The sequence below is a fragment of the Ruminococcoides bili genome (genome assembly GCF_040093295.1).
GTDB classification, from domain to species: Bacteria; Bacillota; Clostridia; order Oscillospirales; family Acutalibacteraceae; genus Ruminococcoides; species Ruminococcoides intestinale_A.
In genome coordinates this window covers 1-17,104 of record NZ_JBBNJY010000034.1, presented here as the reverse complement: position 1 = coordinate 17,104, position 17,104 = coordinate 1, and the positions used below count along the sequence as shown (strand labels likewise).

22 protein-coding genes are annotated in these 17,104 nt (G+C 36.8%); 4 read left to right on the top strand and 18 right to left on the bottom strand.

Going from position 1 to position 17,104, the window contains the following annotated elements:
* Nucleotides 1-206: 206 nt before the first annotated feature.
* From AAAY30_RS09570 to AAAY30_RS09525, 10 genes are all read right to left on the bottom strand, one after another.
* Nucleotides 207-698, bottom strand: coding sequence for a CarD family transcriptional regulator (locus AAAY30_RS09570; protein ID WP_022235247.1), 492 nt, complete (start codon nt 696-698; stop codon nt 207-209).
* Nucleotides 699-992: 294 nt separating this feature from the next.
* Nucleotides 993-1,802, bottom strand: a complete 810-nt coding sequence (locus AAAY30_RS09565; protein WP_295025865.1) for an enhanced serine sensitivity protein SseB — start codon at nt 1,800-1,802, stop codon at nt 993-995.
* A gap of 20 nt (nt 1,803-1,822) precedes the next feature.
* Nucleotides 1,823-3,862, bottom strand: coding sequence for an alpha-amylase family glycosyl hydrolase (locus tag AAAY30_RS09560; protein WP_499215953.1), 2,040 nt, complete (start codon nt 3,860-3,862; stop codon nt 1,823-1,825).
* A gap of 164 nt (nt 3,863-4,026) precedes the next feature.
* A complete protein-coding gene (nrdR, locus tag AAAY30_RS09555) occupies nt 4,027-4,485 on the bottom strand; it encodes a transcriptional regulator NrdR (protein WP_295025867.1) in 459 nt (152 codons plus the stop codon).
* A 414-nt stretch (nt 4,486-4,899) separates the two neighbouring features.
* Nucleotides 4,900-5,568, bottom strand: a complete 669-nt coding sequence (locus AAAY30_RS09550) for a Crp/Fnr family transcriptional regulator (protein WP_022235243.1) — start codon at nt 5,566-5,568, stop codon at nt 4,900-4,902.
* Nucleotides 5,569-5,680: 112 nt separating this feature from the next.
* Complete coding sequence (locus AAAY30_RS09545) at nt 5,681-6,838, bottom strand: FprA family A-type flavoprotein (protein WP_499215952.1); 1,158 nt, start codon at nt 6,836-6,838, stop codon at nt 5,681-5,683.
* Nucleotides 6,839-6,991: 153 nt separating this feature from the next.
* Nucleotides 6,992-7,489 carry a hypothetical protein gene (locus AAAY30_RS09540; protein WP_370743526.1) on the bottom strand — a complete coding sequence of 166 codons (498 nt, stop codon included), beginning with the start codon at nt 7,487-7,489 and terminating at the stop codon, nt 6,992-6,994.
* A 41-nt stretch (nt 7,490-7,530) separates the two neighbouring features.
* The gene (locus AAAY30_RS09535) at nt 7,531-7,905 is read right to left on the bottom strand and encodes a transposase (protein WP_412249858.1); all 375 of its coding nucleotides are present in this window, start codon (nt 7,903-7,905) and stop codon (nt 7,531-7,533) included.
* Between the two features lie 4 nt (nt 7,906-7,909).
* The gene (locus AAAY30_RS09530) at nt 7,910-8,353 is read right to left on the bottom strand and encodes a transposase (protein ID WP_302190929.1); all 444 of its coding nucleotides are present in this window, start codon (nt 8,351-8,353) and stop codon (nt 7,910-7,912) included.
* On the bottom strand, nt 8,350-8,946 hold the full coding sequence (locus AAAY30_RS09525) for a transposase (RefSeq protein ID WP_499215951.1): 597 nt from the start codon (nt 8,944-8,946) through the stop codon (nt 8,350-8,352). The genes AAAY30_RS09530 and AAAY30_RS09525 overlap by 4 nt, the downstream gene beginning before the upstream one ends.
* A 20-nt stretch (nt 8,947-8,966) precedes the next feature.
* Between AAAY30_RS09525 and AAAY30_RS09520 the strand changes: the two genes are divergently transcribed.
* A complete protein-coding gene (locus AAAY30_RS09520) occupies nt 8,967-9,251 on the top strand; it encodes a recombinase family protein (protein ID WP_295025870.1) in 285 nt (94 codons plus the stop codon).
* Nucleotides 9,252-9,254: 3 nt separating this feature from the next.
* Nucleotides 9,255-9,911: a recombinase zinc ribbon domain-containing protein gene (locus tag AAAY30_RS09515; protein WP_337781657.1), complete on the top strand. Its 657-nt coding sequence runs from the start codon at nt 9,255-9,257 to the stop codon at nt 9,909-9,911.
* A gap of 63 nt (nt 9,912-9,974) precedes the next feature.
* Here the strand turns inward: AAAY30_RS09515 and AAAY30_RS09510 are convergent, their stop codons facing one another.
* From AAAY30_RS09510 to rlmD, 8 genes are all read right to left on the bottom strand, one after another.
* Complete coding sequence (locus tag AAAY30_RS09510; RefSeq protein WP_443711424.1) at nt 9,975-10,229, bottom strand: hypothetical protein; 255 nt, start codon at nt 10,227-10,229, stop codon at nt 9,975-9,977.
* Nucleotides 10,230-10,266: 37 nt separating this feature from the next.
* Entirely contained in the window at nt 10,267-10,398 is a 132-nt protein-coding gene (locus AAAY30_RS09505) for a hypothetical protein (protein WP_256359661.1), read from the bottom strand.
* A 17-nt stretch (nt 10,399-10,415) separates the two neighbouring features.
* Nucleotides 10,416-10,598, bottom strand: coding sequence for a Sec23/Sec24 zinc finger-containing protein (locus tag AAAY30_RS09500; RefSeq protein ID WP_295025872.1), 183 nt, complete (start codon nt 10,596-10,598; stop codon nt 10,416-10,418).
* On the bottom strand, nt 10,591-10,902 hold the full coding sequence (locus AAAY30_RS09495; RefSeq protein ID WP_113999834.1) for a hypothetical protein: 312 nt from the start codon (nt 10,900-10,902) through the stop codon (nt 10,591-10,593). Before AAAY30_RS09495 ends, AAAY30_RS09500 begins: the two co-directional genes overlap by 8 nt.
* Entirely contained in the window at nt 10,829-11,380 is a 552-nt protein-coding gene (locus tag AAAY30_RS09490) for a helix-turn-helix domain-containing protein (protein ID WP_337781656.1), read from the bottom strand. The genes AAAY30_RS09495 and AAAY30_RS09490 overlap by 74 nt, the downstream gene beginning before the upstream one ends.
* 144 nt (nt 11,381-11,524) lie before the next feature.
* Nucleotides 11,525-12,001, bottom strand: coding sequence for a hypothetical protein (locus AAAY30_RS09485; RefSeq protein ID WP_295025873.1), 477 nt, complete (start codon nt 11,999-12,001; stop codon nt 11,525-11,527).
* A 50-nt stretch (nt 12,002-12,051) separates the two neighbouring features.
* Nucleotides 12,052-12,258: a hypothetical protein gene (locus AAAY30_RS09480; RefSeq protein ID WP_295025874.1), complete on the bottom strand. Its 207-nt coding sequence runs from the start codon at nt 12,256-12,258 to the stop codon at nt 12,052-12,054.
* 315 nt (nt 12,259-12,573) lie between these two features.
* Complete coding sequence (gene rlmD / locus AAAY30_RS09475) at nt 12,574-13,938, bottom strand: 23S rRNA (uracil(1939)-C(5))-methyltransferase RlmD (RefSeq protein ID WP_302190927.1); 1,365 nt, start codon at nt 13,936-13,938, stop codon at nt 12,574-12,576.
* Nucleotides 13,939-14,097: 159 nt separating this feature from the next.
* On the opposite strand from rlmD, the gene murC reads away from it, so the two are divergent.
* Entirely contained in the window at nt 14,098-15,483 is a 1,386-nt protein-coding gene (murC, locus tag AAAY30_RS09470) for a UDP-N-acetylmuramate--L-alanine ligase (RefSeq protein WP_186934517.1), read from the top strand.
* Between the two features lies 1 nt (nt 15,484).
* The gene (locus AAAY30_RS09465) at nt 15,485-17,008 is read left to right on the top strand and encodes an ArnT family glycosyltransferase (protein WP_303248186.1); all 1,524 of its coding nucleotides are present in this window, start codon (nt 15,485-15,487) and stop codon (nt 17,006-17,008) included.
* The last annotated feature ends 96 nt before the right edge of the window (nt 17,009-17,104 follow it).

Sequence of the window (17,104 nt, the reverse complement as noted above, 5' to 3'; positions counted from 1 at the left end):
CCGATCTCTATCGGAAGATTTTTATGGGCGCTGCCCAAACCCGCAATTTTTGAAAAAATTGAGTAAACTTTTTTGTTTTTTTGAGGATAATTAGCGTTAGCTAAATTTCAATCCCCGACCGACACTCCGCTAAACCATAATTTACCCCAACTATTTAAAAAGAACCGAAAAAACACCTTTCACAATTAAAGTGAAAGGTGTAATATTTATGCACAATTTACTATTCTGTTAAGTATATCATCGGTAGACTCGTTAAGCACATAAGCAAACTCGCCGAGTACCATTTTCTCTGCCTCTTTCAAAAAGCGTTCATCAGCCATATGTAATCTTTTGCCTCTTTTTAACTGCTGCTTTTCGTGAAGTTTTAAAGTTCTGATTAATCTAAGCAATTCAGATGACTTGCCCTCTGAAATGATGTTTTTAAATGTTTCAAATCTTATATTCTTATTGGAAATCCACTCTTCTTCTTTCGGCATATTATCCAAAAGGTCGATAATCTCATCTTTAGTAAGTACGGCTCTCATTTTTCCAACAAGTTTTTCATTTTGTACGGGAACGAAAACCTTTGCGGTTTTTGTCGCATTAGGACTAAGAACATAATACTCTACATTTACCTTGTCTATTCTTTTTGTTGTAATCTCGGTAACAGTGCAAACACCGTTAACACCATATGCGACAATATCAGATACCTCAAACATTTTCGGCACCTCCATGCGCAGATTTGTAAGCGTTATTTCGATAAAACATACTTCTCTCCTATTCTTAATTCTCATTCGTTAGTAATTGTTTAAAACAATGTCTGACAAAGCGGAAAACAGTTTATGCTTATTATATTTCTTATATCTAATATTATACCATATTTTGATAAATTATGACATAGGCAATATAGCTAACAATGTTATAAAATATGTTGTAAAAAATGCTAATTATTTCTGTTTTTAAAAGAATAAAGCTCCCGAGTTTATCGGAAGCTTTATTTAAAATAAAAATTATTATTGTTCTTTTCTGTAGAATGGTTCTACACCGTTTATTGCATTTCTTGCAAGGTCCATAGTAACAGGCATTACAACAAGGTCTACATCTTCAGTAAGGTATGGCTGTGCGGTTTCTTTTATAGCGTCAAAAATCTTTTTCATATCGCCGATAAAGTCAACTACAACAAGGAAGCTCTTTTTGTCGCTGTGCTCCATCATTCTTAAGAAAGCAACATTTACATTTGGCTCTGTGCTGAAATGATTGATAAGTGTAGCCATAAGGTCAATAGGATAATCCTTTGGTTCGCCGATTTTAATCTGCTCACCCGGTTTGAACAAATCTTTATTAAGTGTGTTAAAGTCTTTCTGCTGCTTGATTGAAATAATCATTGGCTTAGGGAAAGTAACGCTCTTGCCAAACGGATTGATAACAAAACCGACAACACCCGAATGTGGATCCATAACCATTTGAGAAATGCTGTCAAAATCAGTAACTACTTTTTGAGCATTCTGGGTATCCTGCCACTTAAATAATTCTTCTGTATCTGTAAAAAGTCCAAAGAATTTTTCTTTTTTCTGATTTTCAAGAAGTCTGAACTGAACCTGTGTTGCCTGCTTCATAACAGTCTGACCGTTTTCTGTAACAGCCTGTGTTGTAGGAACAACCTTTGCAGGTAAAATAAACTTAGCCTTTACAACTTCTGTAATCATCTTATCGACGTTCTCTTTTGAGTTGTCTTCCTGCATAGTTACAATTGCTTCTTTTAAATCAGGGTTAAAAATCTTTTCAGCAGGTACTCTGCTGTTTTCCATTTTCATTTCGCTCATAATAATATATCCTCCAATAGTCAGTTTATAGTATAAGTTTTTCCGTCCTCAACAATAAGTCCCTTATCTGCCGGATACTGCTGAGAACCGTCTTCGTCACCGTCATTAAAAATAATATACGGTGTTTCCCAATCGTCTTCAAAAGTATAGCTGTATTTTCCGTCGCTTTCCTTTGTCATTTCAAGTCCCGGCCAGGTTTCGTTTTCATACAGTTCATCGTTGTAAACATATGCAAAAATCTGATCGCCCCAGCTGTCGGGCTTTTCAAAATATACCTTTGTGCCGCTTGAAATTGAATATTTTACTTTTGTAGCAAATACAACTCTTTCGTAGGTTTTTACACCCTTGGAATTTTTAGCTGTAAGTTCAAGTGTTGCTATATCACTTCCGCTCGGTACAGAAACGGTTACGGTTTCTCCGTTCTTATATGAAACAGCCGCTGCACCGTTAAGAGCATATTCCGCATTATCCGTATTTGCACAAGTAAGTGTGACTGTTGCGGTTTTACCGCTTTGAATGTTAAATACGGTGTCCTCGGCAACGCCTACTTCGGCGGCAGCTTCATATTCCTTATAACCGTCATTATAAAGAACTACCACACTGTTTGCCGGAATATCGGCATCAGAAGTAAGTTTACCGTTTTTAACGGTGTATTCTGTTTTGCCGTCAACTCTGTTTACATATGTACCGTCGGCAAGATTTGTTTCAAATCCTGTCTTAAGAGCATCTTTTGTATTTACAATTACCGCTCCTTTTGTGCCCCTTTCAATCATAACAGCGGTTGAATCGGAATTCGGATTTACAATATTTTCGTCTTCGCCAATCATAGCTGTACGGAAGAAGTTTACGGCTTTTACACTCTTATCCTTGTACATATCGTCACCCTCTGTGCCGATACGGTTCATTCCCCATTCGTTTTCAACACTTGAATAGTAAGGACGATCGAAGAACAGCGGTGTGCCGTCTTTTCTTGCAGTAATTACTGCCCAACCGAGGATAACCTGTTCCTTAGTCATATTGTACCAGTTGCCGTCATTAATATAGTTATCGTGAGATTCAACCCATGTAACCATATTAAGCGGTGCGTCACCAAGCCAATAATCACTTACAGTACCTTTTGACAAAGTATTGTTTGTAATTGCGCCTCTGATTTTACTGCCGTATGTACTTGCTGTAGTATGACCTATTGCCTCAATATAGTCGGCAATTCTTTCATTGTTGCCCTGAAGCACCTCTCCGTATATAAACAGATTGTCAGCATTGTTTACTTCGGTGATTACTCTCTGCCAGAAGTTATTTGTAAAGCCGTCATCTTCCTTAGGATCGTCAGGTAAGCCGATGTGCTTTGCAGTATCATAACGGAAACCGTCAGCACCGCAAGCGACACAGTCATTGAGATACTCAATAAAATAATCCTGAAAAGATGTGCGCTCTGTATTAATATCAGGCAAACCACCCATTTTGTAAGTAGTGCAAGCAAGTCTGTTTGAAAAGTCATTGAGGTCATACGCATTGTTTTTATGATAAAGCGTGTCCAAACTTCCGCCGCCTGCATCAATAAGATCCTGACTTACTGCGCTTGTGGTCGGTGTTGTGTGGTTAGCAATAACATCAACAATAACCTTAATACCGTACTTTTCCGCCTCGTCACACATAGCTTTAAACTCGTCACGAGTTCCGAGCTGATAGTTACCGATTTTAAAATCGGTGGGCTGATAATGATAGTACCATTTGCCATCACCGTAAAGCTGCATTCCGCCGTTCTCGCCCTCAAGGCAAGCATTAATAGGCGAAGTCTGCAGCGCCGTATATCCTGAAGCCGCAATGTCAGCCATAGATTCCTTTATAGTATTGAAATCCCACGAAAAGCACTGCAAAATTGTACCGTTATCAATCTTATCTGCGTGAGCATACTCGGTAGAAGTATTGGTAGAAGTATTATCATCTGAACCGTTCTGCGAATTTGAACAGCCTGTCAAATAAACGACAGAACCTGTGAGCATAGCAGAAACCAACAGACCTGATAATATTCTTTTAAACAAATAATCACCATCTTTCATTTCACAATTAATCCGAGTGCGATAAGCCACAAGGATAAAATTATTATAACATTATTTCTTAGCAAAATAAATAGTATTTTGAGATTTTTTACAATTATTTTAAAAATTCCTACCTAATAAACAAAAAGAGCCTGATTTTTTTGGATAATCAGACTCTTAAAATATTACTTTTTTTCGGTAAGGAGTTTGTTTAACTCCTCCATAAATGTATTAATGTCCTTGAATTGGCGATAAACCGAGGCAAAACGAACATATGAAACTTCATCAACCTTTTTAAGGCGCTCCATTACAAGTTCACCGATATGCTCGGCAGTAATTTCTCGTTCAAAGCCGTTCTGTGCAGTAAGCTCAATGTCAGTGACCATTTCTTCTACCTGTTCAACAGAAACAGGGCGCTTTTCACAAGCACGAAGAATACCTGCAGTCAGCTTATTGCGGTCAAAAACTTCTCTTGATTTGTCACGCTTGACAACATAGAGAGGAATATTCTCAATAATTTCATAAGTTGTAAAACGCTTTCCGCACTTAAGACATTCTCTTCTTCTGCGTATTCTTTCCCCGTCATCTGCCGAACGGGAATCCACAACCTTACTTTCTTCAAATGAACAATATGGGCATTTCATAAAAAGCTCCCCTAAATCACAAATATTCTAAAAATATTATAACATACCGAAAAATTCAAGGCAATAAATATTTATTTACAAATTTATTACATTTTTGCTCTATACTGATTTTTACAAATGAAAAAAGCAACAGTTGAGAATAAACTCGTCTGTTGCTTTTTTAGGGGTAATAGGGTTATAGAAGAAATTTATGTTATGTAGTTGATAGCATATTTTTAACAGCTCAATCGCTGTTTCTTTTAAAATTATAACAGAATAATACTATTTTGGAAATTGCATTTGCAACGATTTTCAAGAAACTGTATAAAAATACAGTAATAAATTTTATTGAATACTCACTAATATGCCAAGATTTAATTAATATCAAGACTAACACAAGCAATATTCATTACTGCTTTATAATATCCCCACAATTCATAATTTTTGCAATATGGTGAAATTATCACCGTTAAAATCTATTAATCCGTCTTTTTTCATTTTATTAAGCTCACGGGATAGCGCCGATTTATCAACGCTTAGATAATCCGCAAAATCCTGTCTTGAGCCTTCAATGCAAAAAGAAGAACTTCCGTCACGCTTTTCTCTGAATTCAAAATAACGCATTATTTTTTTGCGTATGGAACGCTCTGAAAGCACAATTTTATATTCGAGAGAGCGCAAATCCATCTCCTCAAACAATACAAAAAGATTTTTAAGTAATTTTTGCTGAATAATAATCTTTTTATAATCATTTTCTTTAATTTTCGCAAAATCCAGAAAAAGAATTGTCGACTCCCCATGCGACACTATTTCAATATCGCAATGTGTGGTTCGTGGTGCGGCGGTGATAAGCCAACCTATGCTGTCACTGTAAACTCTTCCCAAAATTTCACGAACTCCGTCTGAATTATATTTTTGTATTTGAGCCGCACCCTCAAGCACAAAAGCGGAATATTTATGAATTTTGCCTGAACTTACAATAATATCATCATTTTTATAGCTCTGAATTTTATAATCAAATTCCACAAGCGCCTGTTCTATTTCTTCATCTGTAAAACTTTCAAAAATTGGGTGCTTTCTTAGGAATTCAAAATGTTGTTCCATATTTCCTCCGACAAATTAAATATGCAATACTAAAAATATCCGCACCAAAATATACGGATATTTTATCCGTAAATTCAAAACAGTTTGCGTACTTTTAGCAAAAACTATTTTATTAAATTATTGAATCTGCAAGAGCGGCAAGCTGAACTTCATTTTCAGCTGTCATAGTTGAACGGATTGTAACCTTGGCATCTGAAATCTCAATACCCTTCATTTCGTCAAAATAAGGCTGCATAGACTTGATTGCACAAGGTGCCCATGAACCGTTTTCAATCATAGCAACTTTACGGTTTTTGTATCCCTTAATTTTCAAATGATGTAAAAAGTCATTCATAACAGGGAAAACTCCGCCGTCATATGAAGGAGCGGCCACAACAAGTGTAGAATACTTAAATGCGTCCTCAACATTTTCTGCCATATCACTTCTTGAAAGGTCAGAAATAGCAATCTTTTTATCTGTTTTCTCTTTCAAAATACCATAAAGTTTTAAAGCGGCTTTTTCGGTATTGCCATGAATTGAACAATAAGCGATAAATATACCGTCAACCTCCGGCTCATACTTGCTCCAGATGTCATAAAGGTTAATATAATAACCGAGATTTTCGGTAAGAACAGGGCCGTGTAACGGACAGATTTTCTCAATATCAAGCTTAGCTGCTTTTTTAAGCAAAGCCTGAACCTGCACACCGTATTTTCCACAAATATTAAAGTAATATCTTCTTGCCTCGCAAGCCCAATCTTCGTCTGTATCAAGTGCACCGAATTTACCGAATCCATCGGCAGAAAAAAGCACTTTTTCCTTGCTTTCATATGTAACCATAACCTCGGGCCAATGTACCATAGGTGCCATATAGAAAGAAAGTGTATGTTCGCCGAGGTTTAATGAGTCGCCCTCTTTTACAGTAACCGTTCTGTCGGTAAGGTCAATGTCAAAAAATTGAGGCAGCATATTAAATGTCTTTGCATTTCCGACAAGCTTCATATCGGGATATTTATCTGCAAGCAGCTGTATGTTTGACGCATGGTCAGGCTCAAGATGATTAATAATAAGATAATCGGGAGTTTTTCCGTCAAGTACATTTTCAAGATTTGCAACCCATTCATCGGTTTTTCTCTTATCCACCGTGTCAAGTACGCAGATTTTTTCATCAAGAATTACATATGAGTTATAAGAAATGCCGTTTGGCACAATGTACTGACTTTCAAAAAGGTCAATATCTTTATCATCAACGCCGATATATTTAATAGCATCAGAAATATTTATATTCATTTTTATTCTCCCCTTAATTAAAATAATAACAAATCAAATAATAACCCGTATATGATTATACCATAATTAAACATATATTTCAATAGAGTCAGGCAGCAAATTAGCTACTTTTACAAAAGCAAAAAACATATAAACAAATACAAATAAATACTCCTAAGCAGTAAATATCAAAAAAACAATACTTAAAACAGATAAAATTGTTGCCAATGCAGGAGCAAAGCTCAGTTCTATATTATGAATATATTTTATTTTGTCGAGCAATGGCGGAAATTCACCATAAACATCGTAATAACAGACTATGGATTTTAAATATCGGGCAACCTGAAATCCGAACATTCCAAAAGCCGTCATGGTATTTACAGCATTATTTCCGATATAACTGATATTTTTATTTATAACAGCAAGAAATATTAAACAACACATTACTAAAGAAATTGCTATATTTGTACGGGAAACATTTTTACATTCTGCATTATAAGAAAAAATCCAGAATCCAACCGCACCGCAAATCAAAAGTACGGCAAAGAGTATATGTAACGGATAATTATACGGATATAAAATTTTATTATCGTATAAAATCCTTGAAATAAAGAGCAAAACAGCATTATACAAAAGCAGTCCCATATCTCCTATCAATATTTTTTTACTCATTCAATAATCTCCTTAAAATAAATCAGTCTTTGCAGTACAACTTACTTATAATTTATGGTTACCGAAAAAAGTGTGAATAGATAAGATGGTTCATCACTATTTTTGTGGGATGGTGAACGGACAGAAGGAATAGAAAGATAGCGAATCAAGGTGAAGAAAAAGTCGTCGTCACGGTAACCGTAGCCGATTCGTTTAGCGACCTTGATCTTGTTGTTGAAGCCTTCGAGCTTGCCGGTGCTGATTGGGTAGATGGCATGAGCCGCTAAGCCGGGGAGTCGTTTTTCTTTTTGAACTGCAAACCGTACCAATGCGGGAATCTCACTTTCTTTCGCCGCCTGAAACCATTTTGTCCATTCCTTTTTCCTTTCTTTCATTGTAACACACTTTTTCCAAAATGCAAAAAGTGTGCAAGTTATTTTTCTAACTTACACACTTTATTTTACAAGCTCGGTCGTGATGATCTTGCAGAATAGATTGTAATTGCTCGGTTTTACTGTCGGAGAGTTTATCAGAGTTAGTGAGCAATGACCAGCGCAGCTTCTTGAGTTGGCTGTATTCCTGCTTTTCCGCTTTAGCTTCTTGTTTAAGAGATTTCATAGTTTCCTTGTCGGTATCATCCGAGATATCGGCAAGAATTTCTTTTTCTTTGGCTTTATGCCTGCGAGCTTCATCCAGACGAACAGTGCCGAGAACATCTCTGCCAAATTGCGACTGCATATGAAACCGATCATATACAATCCGTGCTTTGGGCAAATGCTTTGTTACAAGCTTGTTGTAAGATGCGTTCATGTCCATCGCTACCGCGATGACTGCCGATAAGGAGTTGGAGGGCACATCTTTAAAGAACTTTTCAAAATCCTTCATCGCTCTGCCCTTTCCGACCCAAAGATATCTCCCTGCTCTAGATCCATCACGCAGGTTGCGTAACTATGTCCTTTATGGATTGCAAATTCATCAACAGCAAGTATCCTCGGCTTGTAGCCTTCCTCTCTTAACATTTTTTCCCTTTTCCAAATTGCCTCGTCCATAATCTCTCGCTGTACTTTGCGAATCGTGTCACAGTGAATACCGGTCAATTTCTGTATTGCTTTGATGGATATTTTTTGCTGCAAAAAGCCCTTGATCCAGTTTGCTGCTCGGCATGTTATCCGTGTTCCGGGATATTTGAAAGGTATTTCTTCTGTAAATGTTTCGTGGCAACAGTTGCATTGATATCTATGGATAAAGAAGTTCCATATGTGTGTAGTACCTCTCTGTATTGGAATATCTTTGAGTTTGACTTGTCCGTTTTCATAAATATATACACCGCCTCTGCAATAAGGGCACCGAACTGTCTGCGTTGACCTTACGCTCTCCAGAAACAGTACGCTTTTATCTTTATCAGGGCTGATTCCTATATGTGTTCCTTTAAATTCTTGACTTTCAAATTCAACTTTGATATCATCTAAATATAGCATAGGTTTCTCTCCTTCATTGTTTGTCTCTTCAACTACAATTTTGGAGTTTCCTATGCTCTTTTTCAATATTTATTTTTGATTATCCCACATTTTTCCGTGATGAGGGAAAAAAGTGGCACACAAGCACCATCAACAAAATTCTCCGTAACGAGAAGTACATCGGCGATGCGCTTCTACAGAAAACCTACACCACCGACTTTCTGAACAAGACAAGAGTCAAGAACAACGGTCTCGTTCCTCAATACTATGTAGAAGATAACCACGAAGCCATTATTCCGAAAGAAATCTACTTACAGGTTCAATAAGAACTGGTCCGCAGGCGAGTAGTCAAAACCAGTGCCAACGGCAAGAAACGTAGCTATAGCTGCAATCACTGCTTCTCGCAAATCGTCATCTGCGGAGAATGCGGTGAAATGTTCCGAAGGCTCCACTGGAGCAATCGTGGCGTTAAATCTATCGTCTGGCGCTGCATCAGTAGACTGGAGCCAACCGGACAGGAATGCCACGCGAGAACCGTCAATGAGACGGTATTAGAGAATGTGGTAGTTCAGGCCATCAACACGCTCCTTGGCGATAAGTCCACCTATCAGGCGCAGCTCCAGCAGAACATCGCAAAGGTGATCCGAAGCGCTCAGCAAAATACCGCTGATGGTATCGACGAAAGACTGCAAAGACTCCAAAAAGAGCTTCTCAAAAAAGCCACTAACAAAGAAGCCTACGACGAGATTGCCGACGAGATTTTCGCGCTCAGAGAAAAGCGCCAGCAAGCCTCAATGGACACAGTACAGCGTGATGAACAGCTACAACGCATCACAGAATTGCAGGATTTCATTAAAGACCAACCTTCCGACCTTACAGTATTCGATGAGGCTCTTGTAAAACGCTGGCTTAGGCAAATTACAATCTGGGATGACCATTGCACGGTTGAATTGAAATCCGGACTCAAGGTCGATGTTGAAAGATAAGCATAGACGCACAAATGCCTCACAGCTGGTTTTAAATCCAGCCGTGAGGCATTTTTCAACTATTTATTTCTTTAAGAACTTTGCAATTTCATCAACGAGTTCCGGGTGCCATAAGTCGGAATTTAATACACCTTTATGCCACATCGAAAACTTAGCGTCGGCATCAGTTGTGCCCCAACCATTGCCGTAATGAATAAGCAATCCCATTTTTTCCATGATTTTGTTTAGAGCATTTACGCTTTTAACATCTAGTCCCACATCCTGCAGTTTTTTTACAATTTCTCTTTTGTACAAATCACCCTTGTAATTATAAGGCATAGTTTCACCACCTCAGCACATTATCGAATAATCAAGTTTAATCGTTATCGTTCTGAGCAGATGAAGTTAACTCCATCATCTTTTGTGCGTATGTAGCTCCATCAATTTCTTCATCAGCATACTGTCGCATAAGCTCATCAATCTGTTCTTTTAACTCTTCTCTAGTCATCTTTTCGCTCCCTTAAATTATTTGTTATAGTTTCTAAAGTCTTCTTCTGATTCATAAATATCATCAGCGGAAATACTATTCTTATGACCGCATTCGGTACACTTCCACACATAATAATGGTCATCAAATCCCGGTTGGTCATTCAAATAAGCATTACAACGGTCACAGTACCAATCAATTCCCGGAAATCTTTCACTCATCTTCACTACCTCCTTTTTCATCTGGATGTGCAGCATCATATTCTTTAATACCATTTATGATTTCTGCTTTTGCTTTTTCTATTTCGGTTTCGTTGTTCTTCTTTCTCGATTTGAAATAGTCAACGACTTTAATAGTTGCCGCAGTCAATAATGAAGCACCAACTGCCGCTACTCCAAGCCAAGGCAGCATCTCCATTTTACCTGCTTCTTTGCTTACAAGCTCCAGCATTTCAACATACTTTTCTGGGCCTCCTGCTGCTTTTGCAGCTTTTGATAATTCTGCATAATCCCAATTCTGAGCCATAATATTTCTCCTCTTGACTTTTAGTCTTTTCATCTAGCTCTTTTATAAGTCTTTCTGCTTCATTAATACGCTGTTGTTCTTCGTCAATCTCTTCCTGAAGATGCTTGATACTCTTTTTCTTTCTAGCAATAATTTCTTTGGAAGATTGGATATTGCCTAACAACAACTTACGTATTTCTGAAGTATTAACGTGAGCATTTTTTATCTCATCATTCTTTATAAGCTGTTGAGCAAGAATGCCTCCAACAATCGCAGCTGTAGCTGTTGTTAAGCCGACTGGCGAAGCCAATAACCCTGTAGCAATACCGGTGTACTTTGGAGAGGTTTTAAGAAAAGCATCAAGCATTGATTTTGTTACTACATTTCCGCCTTTTCTCGATTCTTGAATTGCTTCTAGCTTACCTGAACAAATCCATCTTCTTACGGTTTCTGGATTTGTATTTAGCATATCTGCTATTTCCTTAACACTATAAAGTATCCTTCAAACTTCCTTCTTGTAGTAATAATATATCACAACAAATGTAGTATTGCAAGAAGAAATGTAGCATTAAATTGTGAAGTTTATATTAATATCATACACGCACGAAACCCTCCCAGCCATGATGGTTGAGAGGGTTTTAACTTATAATTCTGGAATACCAGTCTTTATTTCGTTTTCATTATAATCCAATTTCAATTCTTTTCTTAACAGATTATAGTCCTGCACAATTGCAACGACTATATCTTTTATCATTCTGAATTCTTCTTCATCAGCAATATCTTTAACATCAATACTTCCACCTGAACCATTTCCCGAATAATGGTCTGCCGCAAATCTATATGCAACCGCAAGCTTTAACAGTTTTTGTGAACCCAAACTGCCATTGCTTATTATGTAATCACACAACTCTTTCTTGTTAAACTGAGATATCGGTGTTTCAATCTCTTCTGTTTTTCTTGTAACAGATGAACCATTTGCTTTGCTTATGTTGAAAGTAGTAGTTTCCTTGTGTGTTGGCGTAATTTCTAAAAAAGGAGCCTCTTCAAAAGGTATAGTTCTTTTATCTGTCAGTTCTATAAAATGCCTAACATACTCAGAATGAATAATAGTCGCATACAATTTGCAGTATAACTCAGAGTACTGTTTATAAAAGAAATCATATTTGAACTTTACATCATTTGAAAAAAGCTCAAATCCTTCACGGAACTCTTGCTGGACTTCCTCGGTCTTTCTGTAATTTCTTCTATGTCTTCTTTAGTTGCTAAATTCTTACCTTTTTCATCCATGTATGAAGGAAGATGATTTTTGACAAACAAACAAATTAAAAGCACTGCAACCGCCAATAAAATTTCAAATATCAATATAGCCCAATCCATATTAATTCCTCCTTGTATTTACTGATTCATGCTTAACGCTTTTTTATAACATCTAATCCACTGCCTGCCATATTGCAAACAGTCGAGTTGCCAGATTAGACAACATCTAAATCACTCACTCAAATTGAGTTTGCACCCTAGATAACATCTATCCTAGTGCCACAACCTATGACATCTAATCCACAGCCTAAACCCTATGACTGTTTTTACAGTAGATATGTTTCCATATAAAATAACCGAGCTTTTTCAGAAGTTAGGCTTCAAATCCTGACTTCCGAAAAAGCAAGTAAACAAGCCATTTTCATAGCCTTATTTCTAAACCCTCGACATCAATACTACGCACTCAACATGCGCTGTTCTTGGGAACATATCGCAAGGTGTTACTTCTTTGGTTTTATAGCCGTTTGACTCGAAAATTTCTAAATCTCTTGCAAGGGTTGCGGGATCACAAGACACATACACAACTCGTTTCGGTGACATTTGTGCTACGGTCAAAATTACATCTTCGCCGCAGCCTTTTCTTGGCGGGTCAAGCACTACGACATCAGGTTGAAGTCCCTCTGCTTTAAGTTGAGCCGCTGCCTTTGATGCGTCGGCACAAATAAATCTTGCGTTCTCTATGCCGTTTGCTTTTGCGTTTTCGTTTGCATTCTTTATAGCATCCTCGACAATTTCCGCACCGACAAGTGTTTTGCAGTTTTCAGCCATTGTAAGTCCTATTGTACCTGTTCCGCAGTATAAATCGAGCAGAATTTCGTCGTTTTGCAGGTTTGCGTATTCTTTTGCTTTACCGTACAGTTTTTCTGCTTGGGCACGGTTTACCTGCCAGAATGAAAACGGTGATATTTTAAATTTAAGTCCGCATAAAACATCGGTAATGTGGTCACTGCCGTATGCAACACGATTTTTCTTGCCTAAAACCACATTTGTTTTTTCTCTGTTAGAATTAATAATTACGCTTTTTAGGTTAGGCAAGCCGTCTTTTAACATTCTGACAAGTTCGTCTTCCTGTTTTAAGCCGTTGCCGTTGACAACATAACAAACCATAAGTTCGTCAGTAATCTCACCAAGGCGCATATATAAATGTCTTAATCTGCCTTTGCCTGTTGTTTCGTCATAAATATCAGCATTTGTTTTATCTATAAATCTTTTTGTAATTTCTATTACAGAATTAAAAACTTCAGGTTGCAATAAACAGTCATCACACGGAATAATTCTGTGCGTATGAAATGAATAAAATCCGAACACCGCACTTCCGTCTTTTGCCCTACCTATAGGAAATTGCGCCTTATTTCTGTATCTGTCAGGTCTTTCGCAGCTGATAATATCTTTAAATTCAAAGTCTTTAATTCCGCCTATTCGTGTTACCGCATCGTAAACACGCATTGATTTTATTTTTAATTCTTCTTCATAAGAAATATGCCGCCAAGTACAGCCACCGCATTTTGAGAACTGCGGGCAGTCCGCCTCGATTCTTGCGGAAGACGGAGTAATTATATTTTCAATTTTACCGAAAGCATAAGTTTTCTTTGTTTTTAATATTCTTACTTCAAGTTCATCGCCTACTGCGGAAAGCGGAACAAATACGGCGATACCGTCCTCTGTTTTTCCTACACCGCTGCCCTCTGCGGTAGCCGAAGTTATGTTTAATTTTATAATATCATTCTTAACTAAATTCACTGATTATCACCGATTATATTGTAACATTTTTAATATAAATTGGCAATATAAAAACTAAAATACGAAAAAATATATTACAAATTGAAAAAAGGTATTTATTTTTTTTGACTATAGCTTTATAATATAAGAGAGAATTTTTGTGAATGGAGAATGAGTGTTTTGAATTACGACATTTTACTTGATAATATAAAAAGGATACATTTTATCGGCATTGGCGGCAGCGGTATGTGTCCGCTTGCAGAGATTTTAAACAGCGAGGGCTATCAGCTTTCGGGCTCGGATATGAATGAGGGCGAGACACTCGACAGAATCAAAGGCTACGGCATTCCCGTATATATGGGACATCGTGCAGAGAACATTGACGGTGCAGAGCTTGTTGTATATTCTGCCGCTATCAAAGAAGATAACCCGGAAAGAAAAGCAGCTGTTGAACAGGGTATTCCTTGCATTGAAAGAAGCGTTATGCTCGGCGTCGTAACAAGAAGATACAAGAGAAGTATTGCGGTTTCCGGTACTCACGGCAAGACCACAACCACAGCCATGCTTTCACAGGTACTTATCGGCAGCGGTTTTGACCCATCGGCAATTATCGGCGGCAAACTTCCGTTTATCGGCGGCAACAGTTATGTAGGTCAGAGCGACATTATCGTTTGCGAGGCTTGCGAGTATGTTGATACATTCTTACAGCTTAATCCGTTTATTTCTATTATACTTAACATTGATGCCGACCACCTCGACTACTTTAAAAATCTTGACAACATTAAAAAGTCATTTAATAAATTTGCAAAACAGACTACAGGTTTACTTGTAATCAACGGTGACGACCAAAACACACTTGATGCAGTAAACGATGTTGACATTGAAAAAATCACCTACGGCTTTGGCGAAAACTGCGACTACAGAGCAGAAAATATTTCTGCAGACAAGGGTGTTCACGAGCAATTTGACATCTATTACAAGGGCGAACTCCTTACAAATATTAAGTTGATTGTTCCGGGCAAGCATAACATTTATAATGCACTTGCCGCAGCGGCTACCGCACATTACCTTGGTGCAACACCTAAGGAAATCGCCGAAAATCTCCACAAATTTGGAGGTGTTCACCGCCGTTTTGAAATTCTCGGTACACCCGAGGGAATTACAGTGGCAGACGATTTTGCTCACCACCCGACAGAGCTTACCGCAACACTCAATGCCGCAATGAATATGGGCTTTAAAAAAGTATGGGCGATTTTCCAGCCGCATACTTTCTCAAGAACAGCACTTCTTCTTGATGATTTTGCAGAGGCTCTTAAGATTCCGGATGTTGCGATTATTTCTGAAATTCTCCCTGTAAGAGAAACAAACACATATAATATTTACTCAACCGACCTCGGTGCAAAAGTACCGAACTCGGTTTGCCTTGACACTTTTGAAGAAATTACAGACTATGTATGCAAAAACGCAAAAGAGGGCGACCTCATTCTCACAATGGGCGGCGGCAATGTTTATATGTGTGCCAATATGATTTACAATCAGCTCAAGTATAATGAGGAGAATAAGTAAAATGAAATTTAAAAATACAAATATTTCAGCAACTAATACTATACAAAAAAAGTATTTACTGATTTACTTTGTAATATCTATTCTTTTTATGTTGTGTTTATCAACTTCAACATCTCCTCTATACAATATTCCTTATGCCGGCGATACAGCAATGTTTCAAACTATAGGAAAATATTGGGCTGAAGGATCATTGCCGTATGTAGATTTATGGGACTCAAAAGGACCACTAATTTTTGCTGTTAATGCGTTAGGTTACTTGCTTACCGGACAGCGTTGGGGAATTATGATTATCCAAGTAATATGTTTATTTATTACATTAATCATGATAGATAGAATTATTTCTCAATACATTACAGGTAAAAAAGTACTTTTATTTTCATTACTTTTTCTTGGTGCATATAGCCTTGTTTATGCAAATAATTGTACCGAAGAGTATATTTTACCGCTTTTAACAGCTTCACTTTACGGTTTCACTGTATATATTGAAAATGCTCGTAAAAACAATTATGTGCACAACCCACTTTGGTCGTTACTATATGGAATTACATTTGCTGCTTGTTTTTTAACACGACTGACTAACGCGTTAGGCATCTGTGGTGGTGTATTTGTAATTGTATGTATGTTAATCATTAGCAAAAATTTCAAAAATTTATTTCAGAATGCAATTATGTTTATTGCAGGTTTCTTAATTTTAACATTGCCTTTTTTGCTTTATTTTTATTTTAACCATGCTTTTAATGATTTTCTATACGGAACATTTACTTATAACTTAGAATATGCCGGTAATTCACACTTTAAAATATACGGAAACGGTATTTTAGCAGTATTAGCTTCAATATTCAGTTTTATGAGCGGTCCAATAGTTGCAGTAATCGGCATTATATGTCTATTTAAAAAAAGTTTATTAAAAGGTTTTATGTATATATTTATAGGATTATTACCTTTTATTTGGTTTATAAAGAGTAACGGATATTTACATTATGCTATAATTACGATACCATATTACGGTTTAATAATATCTGCTGTTTATAAAGAATTCATACAAAAAAACAAAAAATCAAAAATTATCAAAATTTTGCTTATGTCAGTTTGTATTTTACAATGTGCTTTTGGAGTTTTATATACAGGGAAAAATACTTTAATCAGTATCTATAACAATAGCAATATTCATGAAGTTAGTGAATATAATAAAGTTGAAACCAATATAATTAAAATGATACCCGAATCAGAACGAGATAGTTTTATTGCATATAATACTAATAACGGTATTTATTTACAAATGGATATTAAACCTTGTTATCCGTATTTTACTATGCAGGATTGGGCAATCAGTTGTAATAATTCATTAGGTACTTTGGTTACAGAAGCCTATTCTTCTTGTAAAGCAAAATGGATATTAGTTGAAGATAATGGTACAGAACTTTGGATTGATGATATACTAAAAGAGCACTACAGTATTGCTTATGAAGAAAATAAACCCTTTAGTTCAACGGTCGTATATAAACTATACAAATTAAATAATTGATAATTACAAGCGGCAGCATTTTGAAATGCTCCCCTTTTGTTAGACAATGAGGTATAATATAAATATACCGTAATTAAAACTAACGAAAGGGGGCAT

Excerpts from the sequence above, each read along its gene's own strand:
- AAAY30_RS09480 (WP_295025874.1), bottom strand. The coding sequence starts at position 12,258 with ATGGATTGGGCTATATTGATATTTGAAATTTTATTGGCGGTTGCAGTG.
- nrdR (WP_295025867.1), bottom strand. The coding sequence starts at position 4,485 with ATGAAATGCCCATATTGTTCATTTGAAGAAAGTAAGGTTGTGGATTCC.
- AAAY30_RS09550 (WP_022235243.1), bottom strand. The coding sequence starts at position 5,568 with ATGGAACAACATTTTGAATTCCTAAGAAAGCACCCAATTTTTGAAAGT.
- AAAY30_RS09525 (WP_499215951.1), bottom strand. The coding sequence starts at position 8,946 with ATGCTATATTTAGATGATATCAAAGTTGAATTTGAAAGTCAAGAATTT.
- AAAY30_RS09565 (WP_295025865.1), bottom strand. The coding sequence starts at position 1,802 with ATGAGCGAAATGAAAATGGAAAACAGCAGAGTACCTGCTGAAAAGATT.
- AAAY30_RS09495 (WP_113999834.1), bottom strand. The coding sequence starts at position 10,902 with ATGGCTCAGAATTGGGATTATGCAGAATTATCAAAAGCTGCAAAAGCA.
- AAAY30_RS09570 (WP_022235247.1), bottom strand. The coding sequence starts at position 698 with ATGTTTGAGGTATCTGATATTGTCGCATATGGTGTTAACGGTGTTTGC.
- AAAY30_RS09510 (WP_443711424.1), bottom strand. The coding sequence starts at position 10,229 with ATGCCTTATAATTACAAGGGTGATTTGTACAAAAGAGAAATTGTAAAA.
- AAAY30_RS09545 (WP_499215952.1), bottom strand. The coding sequence starts at position 6,838 with ATGAATATAAATATTTCTGATGCTATTAAATATATCGGCGTTGATGAT.
- AAAY30_RS09465 (WP_303248186.1), top strand. The coding sequence starts at position 15,485 with ATGAAATTTAAAAATACAAATATTTCAGCAACTAATACTATACAAAAA.
- AAAY30_RS09500 (WP_295025872.1), bottom strand. The coding sequence starts at position 10,598 with ATGAGTGAAAGATTTCCGGGAATTGATTGGTACTGTGACCGTTGTAAT.
- AAAY30_RS09505 (WP_256359661.1), bottom strand. The coding sequence starts at position 10,398 with ATGACTAGAGAAGAGTTAAAAGAACAGATTGATGAGCTTATGCGACAG.
- AAAY30_RS09540 (WP_370743526.1), bottom strand. The coding sequence starts at position 7,489 with ATGAGTAAAAAAATATTGATAGGAGATATGGGACTGCTTTTGTATAAT.
- AAAY30_RS09560 (WP_499215953.1), bottom strand. The coding sequence starts at position 3,862 with ATGAAAGATGGTGATTATTTGTTTAAAAGAATATTATCAGGTCTGTTG.
- AAAY30_RS09530 (WP_302190929.1), bottom strand. The coding sequence starts at position 8,353 with ATGAAGGATTTTGAAAAGTTCTTTAAAGATGTGCCCTCCAACTCCTTA.